The organism is Streptodolium elevatio (assembly GCF_040649515.1).
GTDB lineage: Bacteria > Actinomycetota > Actinomycetes > Streptomycetales > Streptomycetaceae > Yinghuangia > Yinghuangia elevatio.
The window spans coordinates 1-15,411 of the sequence record NZ_JBEZFP010000125.1 but is presented as its reverse complement, the minus strand read 5'-3'; the positions used below and the strand labels follow the sequence as shown (position 1 = coordinate 15,411).

The 15,411-nt window shown below is 73.1% G+C and carries 13 protein-coding genes; 5 read left to right on the top strand and 8 right to left on the bottom strand.

Features of this window, described 5'->3' with window-relative positions; all coding sequences use genetic code 11:
• Window position 1 precedes the first annotated feature (1 nt).
• Both AB0C36_RS33915 and AB0C36_RS33910 read left to right on the top strand, forming a co-directional pair.
• Window positions 2-1,741, top strand: a complete 1,740-nt coding sequence (locus AB0C36_RS33915) for a DUF4139 domain-containing protein (protein ID WP_358361934.1) — start codon at window positions 2-4, stop codon at window positions 1,739-1,741.
• A gap of 71 nt (window positions 1,742-1,812) precedes the next feature.
• Window positions 1,813-2,217, top strand: coding sequence for a PLDc N-terminal domain-containing protein (locus AB0C36_RS33910; protein ID WP_358361932.1), 405 nt, complete (start codon window positions 1,813-1,815; stop codon window positions 2,215-2,217).
• Between the two features lie 199 nt (window positions 2,218-2,416).
• Here AB0C36_RS33910 and AB0C36_RS33905 read toward each other — a convergent pair whose 3' ends face one another.
• From AB0C36_RS33905 to AB0C36_RS33875, 7 genes are all read right to left on the bottom strand, one after another.
• On the bottom strand, window positions 2,417-3,673 hold the full coding sequence (locus tag AB0C36_RS33905; RefSeq protein ID WP_358361929.1) for an ABC transporter permease: 1,257 nt from the start codon (window positions 3,671-3,673) through the stop codon (window positions 2,417-2,419).
• A complete protein-coding gene (locus AB0C36_RS33900) occupies window positions 3,670-4,404 on the bottom strand; it encodes an ABC transporter ATP-binding protein (protein WP_358361927.1) in 735 nt (244 codons plus the stop codon). The genes AB0C36_RS33905 and AB0C36_RS33900 overlap by 4 nt, the downstream gene beginning before the upstream one ends.
• On the bottom strand, window positions 4,401-5,999 hold the full coding sequence (locus AB0C36_RS33895) for a Tat pathway signal protein (protein WP_358361924.1): 1,599 nt from the start codon (window positions 5,997-5,999) through the stop codon (window positions 4,401-4,403). Before AB0C36_RS33895 ends, AB0C36_RS33900 begins: the two co-directional genes overlap by 4 nt.
• On the bottom strand, window positions 5,996-6,997 hold the full coding sequence (locus AB0C36_RS33890; protein WP_358361920.1) for a hypothetical protein: 1,002 nt from the start codon (window positions 6,995-6,997) through the stop codon (window positions 5,996-5,998). The genes AB0C36_RS33895 and AB0C36_RS33890 overlap by 4 nt, the downstream gene beginning before the upstream one ends.
• 138 nt (window positions 6,998-7,135) lie before the next feature.
• On the bottom strand, window positions 7,136-8,197 hold the full coding sequence (locus AB0C36_RS33885) for a hypothetical protein (RefSeq protein ID WP_358361917.1): 1,062 nt from the start codon (window positions 8,195-8,197) through the stop codon (window positions 7,136-7,138).
• Window positions 8,194-8,766: a SigE family RNA polymerase sigma factor gene (locus AB0C36_RS33880; protein ID WP_358361914.1), complete on the bottom strand. Its 573-nt coding sequence runs from the start codon at window positions 8,764-8,766 to the stop codon at window positions 8,194-8,196. Before AB0C36_RS33880 ends, AB0C36_RS33885 begins: the two co-directional genes overlap by 4 nt.
• A 69-nt stretch (window positions 8,767-8,835) precedes the next feature.
• The gene (locus tag AB0C36_RS33875) at window positions 8,836-9,798 is read right to left on the bottom strand and encodes an IclR family transcriptional regulator (protein ID WP_358361911.1); all 963 of its coding nucleotides are present in this window, start codon (window positions 9,796-9,798) and stop codon (window positions 8,836-8,838) included.
• 134 nt (window positions 9,799-9,932) lie between these two features.
• Between AB0C36_RS33875 and AB0C36_RS33870 the strand changes: the two genes are divergently transcribed.
• Window positions 9,933-11,726: an N-acyl-D-amino-acid deacylase family protein gene (locus tag AB0C36_RS33870; protein ID WP_358361908.1), complete on the top strand. Its 1,794-nt coding sequence runs from the start codon at window positions 9,933-9,935 to the stop codon at window positions 11,724-11,726.
• Window positions 11,727-11,934: 208 nt separating this feature from the next.
• Here the strand turns inward: AB0C36_RS33870 and AB0C36_RS33865 are convergent, their stop codons facing one another.
• Window positions 11,935-13,332 carry a DUF2252 domain-containing protein gene (locus AB0C36_RS33865; protein ID WP_358361905.1) on the bottom strand — a complete coding sequence of 466 codons (1,398 nt, stop codon included), beginning with the start codon at window positions 13,330-13,332 and terminating at the stop codon, window positions 11,935-11,937.
• 212 nt (window positions 13,333-13,544) lie between these two features.
• Between AB0C36_RS33865 and AB0C36_RS33860 the strand changes: the two genes are divergently transcribed.
• Together AB0C36_RS33860 and AB0C36_RS33855 are read left to right on the top strand one after the other, a co-directional pair.
• Window positions 13,545-14,318 (top strand): DUF5984 family protein, encoded by a 774-nt coding sequence (locus AB0C36_RS33860; protein WP_358361902.1) that lies wholly within the window; start codon window positions 13,545-13,547, stop codon window positions 14,316-14,318.
• Window positions 14,319-14,507: 189 nt separating this feature from the next.
• Window positions 14,508-15,329, top strand: coding sequence for a hypothetical protein (locus tag AB0C36_RS33855; RefSeq protein WP_358361899.1), 822 nt, complete (start codon window positions 14,508-14,510; stop codon window positions 15,327-15,329).
• Window positions 15,330-15,411: the final 82 nt, after the last annotated feature.

Genomic DNA, 15,411 nt, shown 5'->3' with positions numbered 1-15,411 from the left:
CGTGACTGAGTTGACGCACCGTCAGGACAGCCCGAACGGCTCTGACAACCCGAACGGGACTGACAACCCGAACGGCACCGACATCCCAAACGGGTCTGACAACCCGGACGGCGCGGAGATCCCGGGCGGGCCGACCGGCCCGGGAGGCGCGGAAGACACTCCGCGCGCCCTGCCCATCACCGCCGTGACGTGCCTGGAGGACCGCGCGCAGGTCGAGCGGTCCGGCGTCGTCGAGGTCGCGGCCGGTGTGCAGCGCCTGCGCATCGGCCCGGTCACGGCCCTGGCCGTGGACCGGTCGCTGCGTGCCGAGGCGATCGACGTCTCCGGTGTCGGCGACCTCGGTGTGACCGTCGTCGACGCCCGCATCGTGCGCGCCGCCGTGGCGCCGCCGCCGAGGCCCGCCGAGGACGCGTCCAAGATGCGCGCGCTCGTCTTCGACCTGGAGGAGGAGACCCGCGATCTGGCCCGGCAGACCCGGCGCCTGGAGTCGTCGGTCGCCGTCGTACGCCAGGCCCGCGAGGAACTGCACCGCGCACTCGCCGAGTTCGCGGGTGTCGAGCCGGACTCGTCGGGCGTGCGGTTCGACACCGTCGACTGGGCCGCGCGCCTGGAGGCCGTCGACGCCGCCGAAGAGCAGCGGCACGAGGAGATGTTCGACGTCGCCCGCGCGCAGGAGCGCACCGCACGCCGCCTGGCGGAGGCCCGGGCCGCGCTGTCCGCGAGCGAGGAGGACCCCGCCGGACTGTCGGCCGTCGTCGAGGTGGTCGTCGAGGCCGAGCGGGCCGGTCCGGTCGAACTGCGCGTCGTGCACCTGGTGCCGTGCGCGTTGTGGCGGCCGGCGTACCGGGCGACGCTCGCCGCAGACGGTGCCTCGCTGACGCTCGATTCGGACGCCGTGGTGTGGCAGCGCACCGGCGAGGACTGGCCGGGGGTCCGGCTGTCGCTGTCGACCGCCCGGCCGACGCTCGCCGCCCGCCCGCCGACGCTGGTGGACGACGAACTGCACCTGCGGGACAAGAGCGTCGAAGAGAAGCGCACCGTCGAGGTCGACCTGCGCGAGGAGGACATCGCCAAGGTGGGCGCGGTCGCGGCGTCGGCCGCCGAACTGCCCGGCGTCGACGACGGCGGCGAGGTACGCGTCCTCGCGGCGCCTACCCCCGTGACCGTGCCGTCCGACGGGCGGCCGCACCGCGTGCACCTGACGTCGTTCACCGCCCCCGCGCGCACCGAGCAGGCCGCGACGCCGGAGTTGTCCCCGCTGGTGACACGGGTCGCGTACGTCGCCAACGAGGCCGGCCACGTCCTGCTCGCCGGCCCGGTCGACCTGGTGCGGGCCGGCGGGTTCATGGGACGCGGACGGCTCAAGTTCTCGGGGCAGGGCGAGGAAGTACGCCTGCCGTTCGGCAGCGAGGACACGTTCCGCGTGGTGCGGCACGTCTCCGAGCAGAAGTCGACCAAGGCCGTCACAGGCCGTAGCACGACCACACGCACCGTGCGGGTGTTCGTCTCCCACCTGGCCGGCACCGGCGACCCGGTCCCGGTGGTGCTGCGCGAGCGCATCCCGGTCTCGGAGGTCTCCGCGGTCGAGGTCGCCCTGCGGCCCGAGGCATGCGATCCGGCGCCCGCGGACGTCGACGGCGAGGGGATCGTGCGCTACGACGTGACTCTTGCGCCGGGTGAGCGGCGTGCGATCACTTTGGTCTACGAGTTGTCGGCATCAGGCAAGGTCCAGGGGATTTGAGGTCCGTCCGGGCCCGTGGGCGACGCATTACGCTGGGGGTGCACTTCACATAACCCCAGGGAGTCGATTCCATGTTGCGGGTTGCACCCTTGCTGCTGTCCTTCGCGGTGCTCGTATATGCGTTCATCGACTGCCTGACCACCGATGAGCAGAAGGTGCGCAACCTGCCGAAGCTCGTCTGGGTGTTCGTCGTGCTGCTCGTGCCGCTGATCGGCGCGATCGGCTGGTTCGTCGCGGGCCGCCCGCGCCGGGACCGCACGGCCGAGCGCCGCGCCCGGTTCGTGGCGCCCGACGACGACCCCGAGTTCCTGGCGTCGCTCGGCAAGAGCAACAAGGAGCACGAGGACATGCTGAAGCGCTGGGAAGAGGACCTCAAGCAGCACGAGACGGAGCTGCACGACGAAGGCCCGGACGGCCCCGAGGGCGACGGCGGCAAGGGCGACGGGCGGAAGGGCGACGGGCGCGCCAAGGACTGATGGCATAGACCTGCGGCAAGGCCGGCGGTGAGGTGGCCGTACGCCCACCTTCCGCCTGACGAGGCGGGCGTACGCGCCCCCACCGGCACCCGTCAGCCCTCGCAGGGCGACGCGGTCCCTCCCGCTGTGACGCCCTCGGTCACGTCCGCGGTCACGTCCGCGGTCACATGCGCGGTCACGTCTGCGGTCACGTCTGCGGTCACGTTGCCCGCAGCGCCTCCAGCGGCTCCAGCCTGGCCGCCCGCCACGCCGGGTACGCCCCGGCCAGCAGCCCGACCAGCACCCCCGCGCCCGGGGCCGCGACGACGAGGGTGAGGTCGAGGACCGGCGTCCAGTCCCTGGCCACGCAGACCCCGACGACGGTCACCACCCCGACGGCGGCGCCGATCGCCCCGCCGATGAGGCCCAGCACGGCCGACTCGACCAGGAACTGCTGGGCGATGTGGCGGCGCGACGCACCCAGCGCACGGCGCAGCCCGATCTCGCCGATGCGCTGCATCACACCCACGAGCGTCACGTTGGCGATGCCGACCGCACCGACGACCAGGCACAGCAGGCCCAGCACCAGGAACATGCCGTTGACGTCGTCCTCCACCGCGCCTCGGGCGCGCTGCAGGTCGGGCGGCGCGATCACCCGCATCTCGGTGGTCCGCCCCGGGTTCAGCGCGGTCGGCGCCTGCGCGGCGACGAGCCCCGCGGCACCGAGTTCGGTGTCGACGACGACCCGTCCCACCTCGGTCAGGCCGAGCCGGTCGGCGGCCGTGGTCGGCGGCACGATCACCGCCGCGGCGAGCGCCTGCTCGCGGCGGAAGTCGCCGACGATCCCGATCACCGTGAACGCCTCGTCGCCGAGGAAGACCGCCGGGGAGTCCTCCAGACGCACGATGCCCAGCATGCGCGCCGCCTCCTCGCCGAGCACGGCGACGCGGTCGTGCCGGGCGACGTTGCCGACGTCGAAGAACCGCCCCGCGACGACGCGGCCGTGGGCGGCGGCCGGTAGGTCGACGGTGGCCGCCACGACGCCGAGGGTGCGGGCCGAGACGGTCGAGGGGTCCTTGATGTCGTTGGCGCGTACCGAGGGCGCGGTGCCGGGCGCGGCCTCGGCGAGGGCCACCGCGGCGACGGTCCCGTTGAGGCGGGCCAGCCGTTCCGCGGCGTCCCACCCGATGAGCGGCCCTTCGCCCGGGGCCTGCGGTGCGCCGGTGCCGGCCGCGACGACCGTCACCGCGGTCGCGGTGAGCTGGTCGAAGCGTCCGACGATGCGGTTCCCGGCGGTCGCCGCGATGCCGATGGTGACGACGAGCGTGGCGATGCCCAGCACGGTGCCGAGGGTTGTGAGGGCGGCCCGCCAGGGGCGGGCGAGTACGGCGGCGAGGGATTCGTCGAGCAGGTCGGCGCGGCCGATGCGGGTGCCGCCGCGGCGCGGCAGCCGGAGCGTACGGCCCTCCGGCGTCATACGCCCGCCTCGGCCAGGACCCGCCCGTCCGCGATGCGGATGCGGCGGACGGCCCGGGACGCCACCGCCTCGTCGTGCGTGATGACCAGCAACGTCAGCCCCTGCCCGTGCAGTTCGTCGAGCAGGTCGAGGACGACGGCGGTGTTCTCGCCGTCCAGGTTGCCGGTCGGCTCGTCGCACAGCAGCAGCGCCGGATCGCCGAGCAGCGCACGGGCGATCGCGACGCGCTGGCGTTCGCCGCCGGAGAGCCGGTCGGGCCGGAATCCCCTGCGATGGCCGAGGCCGACGCGTTCGAGGGCCTCCTCGGCCCGGGCCCGCCGGGTCCGCCGGGGCGGGGCCGTGCCGCCCTTGGGCCGGTAGACCTCGGCGAGCATCACGTTCTCCTCGATGGTGCGGTACGGCAGCAGGTGGAACGCCTGGAACACGAAGCCGAACGAACCCGCGCGCAGCGCTGCCCGGTCACGCTCGGCGAGGCGGGTCGTCGCGACGCCGCCGAAGCGGTACTCCCCCGACGTCGGACGGTCCAGCAGCCCGAGCAGGCCCAGCAGCGTCGACTTGCCCGAGCCGGACGGCCCGGTCACCGCGACGTGTTCGGCCCGGTGGATGCGCAAGTCCACGTCCACGAGGGCGTGGACGGGCGGATCGGAGTCGAATGTCCGTCCCACGGACTCGAATTCGACGAGCGGGCGCGGGGAGGTGTTGTCCGCGGGCCCCTCGTCCCGCGGTGTCATCGCTCCCCCACGACGACGCGGTCGCCCGCGGCGAGCGGTTGCCCGTCCGGGGCCGTCACCGCGACGAAGCCGGTGGCGGCGAGGCCGAGGGTCACCGCGACCGGGGCCACGGTCCCGTCGGCGCGCTCGACCTTGACGCGTGCCTGGCCGTCCGCGCCCGTGAAGACCGCCGCGACGGGCACCGCGAGCACGGGCGTCCCGGTCGAGCCGACCTCGACGGTGACCTTGACCGACTGCCCGGCCCGGGCCGTGAGCGCGGCGGGGTCGTCGGGCACGATGCGCACGGCGGAAGGCATGCCGGGTGAAGCCGGGGTGGCCGGCGCGCCGCCGGCCGGGGCGGACGCGCCGCCCTTGTCACCGCTGCCCGTGCCTTGGCCGTCCCCTTGACCTACTCCTTGGCCTTCGCTTGGGCCGGCGCCGTCACCGCCGCCCGTGCCCTGGCTTCCCTGGCTGCCCTCGGACACCGGCTCGGCGTCCCGGCCCACCGCGTCGACCTTTCCGGGGAACTTCTCACCGGAGTCGAGTTCGAGCTGCACGGGCATTCCGGGACGCAGGAGTTGCGCGTCGACGCCGGGCACGGTCGTCTGGACGCGTACGCCGGTGCCGGTCACCTTGGCGACCTGCCCGGACGGTGTGTCGCCGGGGCGGACCGCCACCTGGTCGACGCGCACCGGCAGTGCGGACAGGAAGACGAGTTCGCCGGCCGGGAGGGAAACGCCGTACGTGGCCTGGAAGTCGGCGAGGTTCTGCCGGGCGTAGCCGAGCGCCTTGTCGGCGTTGGTCACCCTGCCCTGCAACGAGGCGATGTCGGGTGCGGGCGCGTTGCCGCCGGGCTTTCCGGGCGACGGGTCCGGCGATTTTGCGGGGCCTGGTGAACCGGACGGGCCGGACGGGCCAGACGAGTCCCCCGAAGTCGCCGCTCCTGAGGGTGACTTGGCGGCCTGAAGCTCGGCCTTGGCGGTCGCCAGTGCCTCGTTCGCGGTCTGCACGGCCGTTTCCAGCGCGGCGAGTTGCTGCCGTTCCGCGGTGCCCGGCTCCTTGGCCTCGTACCCGCGGGCGCGGTACCAGCGTTTGAGCGCCGACGCGGTTCCGGAGGTGAACGCGTCCGCCGTGGTGCCGGGGTCGAACCCGATGCGCTTCAGGGCCTCGTTGAGCTGTTTGACGTCCGCCCCCTTCGTTCCGGGACCCAGCGTGCGGTACATCGGTACGACGCCGCGCAGCACGAACACCGGCCGCCCGGACACCTCCATGAACACCGAGCCCTCGGCGACCGACGCGCCGGCCACCGGCGTCCGCGTCACTTTCTGCACGCCACCGCCTGTCTCGGCGGAGCCGCCGCCGCTCGGCACCGCCGCGACCGCCCCCGACAAGCTGACCGGCACCGGCGACTCGAACTCGACCGTCCCGTGCGCCACGACGCCGTTCGTCAGGATGCGGGACTCCACCGGCACGGTGATGAGCGACGCCGACGGCGGCTTGCGGGCCGCGGCGGCCTCGGCCGGGGACTGGACCTGCTGCCCGGCGTACCAGCCCCCGGCGCCCGCCAGCGCGACGATGCCGAGCACGGTCGCGAGTGCTCGTCTGGCGCGGTTCACCCGAGTCCCTCGGCGCCGGGCGACTTGTCGAGCTTGGGGAAGTACGCGGCGCGGAAGTCCTTGCCGCAGTCGATGTCGGCGAGCGCGGCCTGGATCTCCTTTGTCAGTTGGGGGCGGGCGACCGCCGGATCCAGCCTGGCTTCGGACGACTCCGGGCGTCCTTCGGGCGGCTGCGGCGTCAGGCCGGCGGCCTTGCCGAACCACTCGAAGCGCAGTGCGTTGCGGATCTCGGTGACCGAGGTCGTGGCGACCGGATAGCCCTTGCCGCGCAGGCAGGTCGCGTACGCCTGGGCGAGCCGCACGAGTTCGGCGTCGCCGTTGAGGTTCTGCCGTGCGATGCGCGCCTGTTCCGAGGCGGCGTCGGCTTTGGCCTTGATCTCGTCCTGCGTGCCGTACACCTTCTTCCGCGCCTCGCCGGAGCAGCCGCCGAGTTGCCCACCGGGCATCTTGCTGCGCTCGGCGTTGCCGAACAGCGCGATGTTGTACGCCGGTTTGCGGTCGGCGGGCAGCGCCTCGAACGCCGCGGTGTTGGGATCCTCGGACGTGGCCGACACGCTCACGTTGGGGTCGCCCGGGAACGCGGCGGGTGAGAACGCTCCGAACCCGTACTTCTCGCGGAACGCGCGTGCGGCATCGTAGTTGCGCTCGAACCCGTCCTGGAATTGCGGCGGCCCCGCCGGGGCGATGTACGCGACGTACGTGAAGCCGGCCTTCCTCATGCACTCGGCCACGGCGTTGGCGAGCGCGTACTCCTGCTTCTCCGATTCGGAGGCGCCCGGCGGCGCGGCGAGCGGGGCGTCGCCGTCCTGCGGCTTGCCGGGCGGGTCGGCCGCGGCACCGCCGGACGACGCCGAGTCTTGCGAACCCCCTTGCGGGGCACCGGAGTCGGACGACTTGCCGGAGTCGGACGCGCAGCCGGTGGCCAGGACGGCTCCGGCGAGCACCGCCAGGGCGATCCGGGCGAAGGGGCGTACCGGAGGAACGGGACGAATCATCATCAACCTTGCTGTCGATGGCATGGGGGTACCGCGCCCGGTGCCGCGGTCGGCAATCGGGCGGGGCCGTGCGTGCGGGTCAGATCAGGTCAGGCGGGGTCACGTGAGATCGGGGGGATCCGCGGGGCCCGGCCGGGTCGGTCAGTCGGTCAAATCGGGAGTCGAACCCGAGGTCGAACCAGAGGTCGCACCCGAAGTCGAGCGCGAGGCCGAACCGGTCGTCGAACCCGAGGTCGAACTTGAGGTGGGGCCCGGGGACGAGTCCGACGTCGCGCCCCGCGGCGGGGCGGACGTGGCCACGTCGTCGACGGACCACGGCGACGGCGGGGTGACCGCGCTCCCCGACGTCGGCATGGGGACCTGCTCCAGGGCCTGCGCGACGGCGGGATCCGCCACGATCTCGGCGAGCACGGTGTCCTTCAGCACGAGGGTCCCGGACTCGGCGGCCCCGGACGGCGGTTCCCACATCCAGGCACGGAAGACCTCGTCGCCGGGTCCGAGCCGCACCGCGCCGCTCCGACCGGACTTGCCCGCCGCCTCGTCGCGCTGGACGTAGACGGACCAGGTCTGCGAACCGTCGGCGCGGGCGGCCCACTTCGTGCACGTGGGGTTGTCCTCGATCTCGAACCCGGCCTCCGTGTCGCCGCGCAGCACCGAGGAGCAGGTCGCGTCATTGCCCTTCGTCGGCATGACGCCGCTCATCGGACCGCCGGAGAGGACGATCGCGCCGGCCCGTCCCGCGCGGTCGCGCAGGGTGATGCTGACCAGGAACGTGGCGCCGCTCGGCGGATCGCGGCGTACGTTCCACGGCTTGGCGTCGATCACCACGCCGCGCGGACGCAGGTACGGCTCCAGTGCCGTGGCGAGCGCTTCGACCGGCGTCAGCTGCCGGCCGGACGCGGACTCCTCCGGTCCGCTCGGCACGCCCGCCGGGCCCGCGGCGGTGTCGCCGCCGAGGTAGGCGACGCCGCCGACCACCCCGCCGAGGACCAGCGCGGCGGACGCCGACAACGCGACGAGCAGGTTCGTACGCCGCTTGCGCCGCAGGCGGGTTCCCTCCGCCATCGCCGGTCCGAGCAGGTCGGGCATGCCGGGCTCGGAGAACCGGATGTCCGCCATGGCTCGGGCCAGCACGGGCCGGAGTTCCGCATCGGCGTACGGGTGTTCGGGTCGTTCCGGCCCGTGGTGCGTCGGGCGGTTCACCGGCCTCCCTCCGTTCGCGTGCCCGCCGCGCTGCCCACACCCAGGAGGGCGGAGAACCCGGCGTCGTCGTCCAGTGTCAGGCGGCGCCGCAACGAGGCCAGTCCGCGCGACGTCTGGCTCTTGACGGTGCCGGTCGTGCAGCCGAGCGCCGCCGCGGTCTCCTCGACGCTCAGGTCCTCCCAGAAGCGCAGCACGATGACCGCACGGCTGCGCGGCGGCAGCAGGGCCACCGCGTCCAGGAGCGTCATGCGCAGTGCGCTGTCGACGCCTGGTGCGGCCGTCTCGGGGAGTTCGTCGCCGGGATACTCGCGGCGGTAGCCGCGGCGGGTCTCGTCGACGAACGTGCGGTACAGGACACGCCGGGCGTACGCGTCGCGCGTGTCGCCGTCGTGGACGCGGTGCCAGGCGGCGTACATCTTGGCCAGGGTGGTCTGGGTCAGGTCCTCGGCCAGATGCCAGTCACGGCACAGCAGGTAGGCCGACCTGCGCAGGTGCGCCTGCCGGGCCAGCGCCCAGTCGCGGAAGTCCGCGTCGAGCTCGGCCTGCCGTGTTCGTCTCCAGTGCCGCACGTCGAGTAGTACGGTCCGGGCCGGGCGTCCGGTTGTCAGCAAGTCCGATGTGAACCACGTCACATGAGGTCAGTCGGCAAGTTGGGCGGCCACGTCGGCGGCCACCGCGGCGAGCCTGCCGCCGATGACGGCGACGCCGCGGCCGTCCGTACGGGCCCCGAAGCCGTGCAGCGCGATCACCAGCGCCACTTCGCCGGACGGGTCCAGAACGCCCGCGCCGATGCGGCCGACCCGGTACTCGCGGTCGGGGTCGATCTCGTGGATCGGGTCCTGGTCGGGGTCGGCGAGTTCGGCGGCGATCTCCTCCAGCAGGGTGCGCAGGCGGGCCGCGGAGGGGTCACGCGCCTCGGTCGCGCCGGCGGTGGCCGCGAGACGGCCGCCGAGGTGTTCGCCGAAGTGTTGGCCGAGCTGTTGGCCGAGGTGTTCGTCGAGGCGGGCGAGGGCCTGGCCGAGTTCGGTCTCGATGCGGGTGACCAGCTCGACCGCGTACCCGCGCTCGCGCGCGGCCTTGACGGCCTGCTCGTGCCGGGCGCGCTTGTCCGGGTCGGTGGTGACGCCGTCCAGCCAGCGGCGCAGCGTCTGCTCGTCGGCCCAGCTGACGTACCCGACGCCGAGCGGCGGGGCGATGGGGATCTGGTCGCCGACGCGCACGTGCGGGCCGTGCTCCGAGGGGCCGCGCACCACTTCGGCGACGGTCACGTGGAACTCGCCCGGGGTCAGCGCGATGCAGGTCAGGCCGAGTTCGTCGCGTAGGCGCTGCATGCCGGGGCGGGCCAGGTCGACGACGCCGAGGCCGCGGGCGGCGGCCCGGCCGACGGCGATCAGCGCGGGGCCGAGCCGGTACGTGCGGCGCACCGGATGCCGTACCAGCCACCCCAGTTCGGCCAGGCTGACCAGCATCGGATGGCAGGTCGCGGGGGTCACCGCGAGGTGCCGGGCGATCTCGGACAGGGTCAGGCCCTCGTCGGGCCGGGCGGCGATGGCGTCGACCAGGGAGACGAGGCGTTCGGTCTGCGGGGAGGGGCGTGCCACGGGGCGACGGTACCTCGCGACGATCTTTTTGCATAGTGCGAATATTGACTCGCAATGTGCGCAGACGTACGGTCCCCGCAGCGAGCACGGTTCTGACACGTGCTCAGATCCCGGGCGCGGGAAGGGGCTTCCGCATGGCTGACAGGCACGACACCTACGACCTCAAGATCGTCGGCGCCACCGTCGTCGACGGCACCGGTGCCGACCGGTTCCGCGGCGACATCGGCGTCAAGGACGGCCTGATCGTGGCCGTGCACCGCCGCGACAACGGCGAGCCCGCCCTCGACGGCGACGCCGCCGAGGTGATCGACGCGGACGGGCAGATCGTCACCCCCGGCTTCGTCGACATCCACACCCACTTCGACGGCCAGGCCACCTGGGACGAGGTGCTCGACCCGAGCACGTCGCACGGCGTCACCACCGTCGTCTCCGGCAACTGCGGCGTCGGCTTCGCCCCGGTGCGGCCCGGCAGCGAGGACTGGCTGATCGGCCTCATGGAAGGCGTCGAGGACATCCCCGGCACCGCACTCATCGAGGGCATGACCTGGGGATGGGAGACCTTCCCCGAGTACCTCGACGTGCTCGAGCGGCGCCGCTTTGCCGCCGACATCGGCGTGCAGGTGGCACACGGCGCGGTGCGGGCGTACGCGATGGGCGACCGCGGCGCGCGCAACGAGCCCGCGACCGCCGAGGACATCGCCGCGATGGCCGCGATCGTCAAGGAGGCGGTCCAGGCCGGCGCGCTGGGCTTCTCGACCTCGCGTACCGTCGCGCACCGCGCGATGGGCGGCGAACCGGTGCCCGGCACCTTCGCCTCCGAAGAGGAACTGTTCGGCCTGGGCCGCGCGATGGCCGAGGGCGGCCGGGCCGTCTTCGAACTCGCCCCGACCGGCTCCTCGGGCGAGGACATCGTCGCCCCGCACGCCGAGGTCGCATGGATGAAGCGGCTGGCCGAGGAGATCGGCATGCCGGTCTCCTTCGCGCTCCTCCAGGTGATGGCCGCACCCGAGCTGTGGCGCGACCTGATGAGCGAGTCGATGAAGGCGCTCGACGCCGGCATCCCGCTCTACCCGCAGGTCGCGGGCCGCCCGTTCGGCATGCTCACCGGGTTCACCACCCGCAACGCGTTCAGCAAGCGCCCGACCTTCCAGGCCGTCGCCGCGCGGCGCGCCGCGGGCGAGCTGACCGACGCCGAGTTCGCCGCCGCACTCGCCGACCCGGCGACGCGGGCCGCGATCCTGGCCGAGGACGACCTGCCGTCCGACCCGACGATCCCCGGCGACCAGGTCAACCTGGCCCTCCAGCGCCTCGTCGGCATGATGTACCCGATGGCCGCGGTCCCCGACTACGAGCCGACCCCCGACCGCACCGTCACCGCGATCGCCGAGGCGCGCGGCGAGGACGTCCTCGCGGTCATGTACGACCTGATGCTCGAGGACGACGCGCAGGCCATGCTCACCGTCCCGCTCTTCAACTACGCGGGCGGCGACCACGAGGCGATCCGCGAGATGCTCACCCACCCGGCGAGCGTCTTCGGCCTCGCGGACGGCGGCGCGCACTGCGCGATGATCTGCGACGCGTCGCAGCCGACGTACCTGCTCACCCACTGGGCCCGCGACCGCGCCCGCGGCGAGCAGCTGCCGCTCGAATTCGTCGTCAAGAAGCAGACCGCCGACACGGCCGCGCTCTACGGCCTCGGCGACCGCGGCGTCATCGAGCCGGGCAAGCGCGCCGACCTCAACGTCATCGACCTGGACAACCTCACCCTCCACCGGCCGCGCATGGTCCACGACCTCCCGGCCGGCGGGGGCCGCATGCTCCAGGACGCCTCCGGCTACACGGCCACGATCGTGGCCGGCCAGGTCACCCGCCGGAACGGCGAGGACACCGGCGCCCGGCCCGGCCGCCTCATCCGCGGGGCACGCTGAGCCGTATCGCTGCGGTGCCGCCGTTCCCGGGTCGGGGGCGGCGGCACCGAGCCGTCGCGGCAGTTTCGGCGTGCGCCGGCAGCTGGGGCTTGGGGCTCTCCTGGTCGACGGGGGATTCGGCGCTGCCGGTGGGGCGCTCGGCGCTCCTGGGCGGCGCTGCCGGTCGGTGGAGGCGTCAGCGGTGGCCGCGCTGAGGCCGCGGCCGTGCTCAGCCGGACGCCGCCGTCACGCGCCCGCGGCGCACCGCGTCGAGCAGCGCCTCGTGGTCGCGCTCGTTCTGGTCCGCGTAGCTCTCCGCGAACCTGGTCAGCGCCCGGTCGAAGACGTCGCTCTTGCCCAGGTAGGCGGCGATGGCGATGCGGTCGCCCGACCGGGCGTGGGCGCGCGCCAGGGTGGCGCCGCACAGCTCACCGAACAGGGCCATGCCCCGCGGCACCATCGCCGACGGGTCGACGATGCCCTTCCAGTCGCGCAACTGGCGTACGTAGAAGTCACGTTCGACGCCGTCGGGGGCCTGGACCCGCTCCCAGCCGAGGAAGATGTCGCTCGCCGCCTGCATCAGCCGCTGCCCGGCGACGACGCGCTGCCCCTCGGTCTCGTACGTGCCGGCGCCGACGTGCGCGGCGAGCACCGACTCGCCCGCCTCCTTGGCCTGGAGGAACAGCGGGTCCTCGCCGTCCCGGCCGAGCATGAGGACGATCCAGCAGCGGGTACCGACGCTGCCGACACCCACCACCTTCCGGGCCATGTCCGCCATGGTGAACTGCTTGAGCAGATGCTGCCGATCCGTCTGGAGGCTCTCGGCGTACCGGTCGATCAGGTCGCGGATCGTCTCCTCCAACTGGTCGCGCTCCAGCTCCGGCAACAGGTCGTCGACCCGGGTGATCATGGGCGGGGACGCGGCGATCCGCCGCTCGCCGCCGACCACCTCGGTCAGCTTCTCGAACGCCTGGAGGTTGGTGCGGGTCCGCGCCTTCGACAGCGTGCGGGCGAGTTGCTCGCGGCCGCGCCCGGGCAGCCGGTCCGCCATCACAGTGCGGAGCTGGTCGGCGTCGGCCTTGGCGTACCAGACGTCGAGGTTGCCCATTCCGGCGAAGGCGCGCATCCGCTCCCGGTAGGACCGCACCGTGGCCCCGACGATCTCCGCGCGCTCCGCCTCGGTGAAGCCGTTCTCGCGGGCCGCCGTCACCATGCTGGCGGCAAGGCGCTTGACGTCCCACTCCCAGGGGCCCGGCAGAGTTTCGTCGAAGTCGTTGATGTCGAACAGCAGATGGCGTTCCGGTGAGGCGAGCAGGCGGAAGTTCAACATGTGCGCGTCGCCGCAGAGCTGGGCGTACAAGCCGGTCACGGGGGTGGCCGCCAGATCCTCGGCCATGACGGCGGCGGCTCCGCGGTAGAAGCGGAACGGCGACTCCGACATCCGGCCGTAGCGGATCGGCACCAGCTCCGCCACCCGGGCGGCGGACTGCCTCTCGACGATCTCGATCGGGTCGAGCCGCTTCGCGGGCGGCTCGAAGTCGCCGTGCGCGGAGCGTGGCACGCGGGCCCGCGCCGCCCGGCCGTATTCGGCCCGTTCCCGGGGGGACATTGTCAGCCGGGGGGACATTGTTGGCCGCGCAGCGTGACCAGGCGTGACCGGAGCGGCATCCATCGCGGCGTCTCCTGTTCCGTGTCCGCGAATCGCGATCTACTCTCCACTCTCCTCCCACGAGGCCGCCCTCGCCCGGCGAGACGGTCACGCCGTCCGCCGTGCGCGATCCCGCAACGGGCACGGGGCGGTGCGGGGACGATGGCGGCGGGCGCTGGGAGACTGACGCGGTGATCAGGTTTCGGTTCGGGCTGCGGCCGGTGGACGAGGTTCGGCCATGGGGGGACGAGTCGCCCAGGCTCTCGTGGTTCATCCTGACCGACGGCTGGTACTGCGTCGATGCGGGCGGCCACGAACTGCTGCGGTACGCAAGGCCCATGGGGTCGGACCCGTTCGATGTCCACGTCGACTACCACGTGGTGCGACTATGGGAGGACGTACTCGACGTGCTGCCCGCCGCCCTGGAACCCGTCCCGTCGGACCTGCGGGGCTTTGTCGCCGCCGAGGCTCCCGGGCGGTGGCCGACTGCGGACGTACCCGCGGATGCCCGGGACGCCGTGGAGGCGGCGGTCTCGTGGCACGACGCTCACACGCTCGACATGGGCCACCTCGCCGACCCGCCGGAGCTGAGGTTCTGGCGTACTGCCGACCGAGACGGCGACGACACCGTCACGCTCTCCTGGCAGCACCCGCCCGACTCCGACGTCGAGTTCGATGCGTCTGCAACGGGGCGCGTGACGGTGAGCAGCGACGCGTTCATTGCCGCGGTGACCGAGTTCGACCGCGCGCTGCTCTCGGAGATGGACCGGCGGGTCACGGAACTGGAGTCCTGCGGGCCGCCGCCGGGGGTGAGCCTCGACCTGATCCGGCTCCGCGCCGAGCAGCGAGACCGGGCGGCCTGGCTCCGGCGCGCGTACGAACGACCCAGCGGCACAAGGTGGGACGACGTCCGCACGGGCGCGCAGGTCCTGATGGCGGTCATGGGCGGCGAGAGGTTCGTCTGAGCCCCTCGACGGCAGCGCGGGTTGTTGTGATCATGGCCGCGGTCACGGATGCTTGCCCAGGAGCGGGATGCCGTGTGGCCAGGCCAGGGCTCCTCGGGTGAACCATGTCTATTCTGGCCCGGCCGGGGCTTTCTGATCTACGCCAAGATCCATCGGATTTGCGGGGCCCGGCTCCGCACCATTGAGCACATGCGTTTTCTCCCGGACAACCTGTTTCCTGTCGGCTCGACAACTGCTGCTTCGGACACGTCGGTTGATCGGATCCCGCAAGGCCGGGACTGGCTGCGGGGCTTGGCGCTCAATCCCGCCGCGCCGGCGGCGGTACGCCGCCGACTGCTCGGGTACGACCCTTCGGCGGCCGGCGCGTTCCCGGAACGCGCCGTTTGCGTCGACGACTTGCGTGCCCTGGTGGACGAGAACGCGGACCGGCCGAAGCGGTGCGGCGTACTCCTGACGACGGCTCCGCCGGAGGACATGGCCGAGACGTTGGACCGGACCGGGGCGCCGGAGGTGCGGTTCCGGTTCGCGGGTGACGAGGAGATCCGGACCGACGCGGAGAAGTGGCTGCGCGGCGAGACGACCCTCAAGTGGCGCGAGGGGAGGCTCGTCGAGTGGACGCCGTCGCGGTGGAACGCAAGTGCGCGCGGGACGGCCGTGATCCAGGAGATGTACGCGACCGCCGACACTCCCGGTTGGCGCCGTCTCGCCGAACACCCGTGGTTCGTCACGTACATCGGCCTCGCGCGCTTCGCCGACCACGGGCTCGCGTTCGCCCGGCTGGCCGCCGTCGAAGATCCGGCGATAGACGGAGCGGCTCTAGGCCGGCTGCTCGCCGACCCGAGCGCCACGTTGCGGTGGTGGGCGCGGCGCGACCGGCGGTTGCCCTGGCCGTGGTTGCGGCCGCTGCTGGAGACCCATCCCGAAGACGCGGCGGCGAACCCGGGATTGCCGTCGGAGGTCATGCACCGCCTGCTGGACATCGTCGGCCTGCCGGACGAACCGGCTTTGTGAGGCTTGGCGTTCGCCCTGCGGTCACGGGCTAGGACGCTTTCCTTCGGATCGTCGTGCGGCCCAGATGTGGATGGGCCGCACG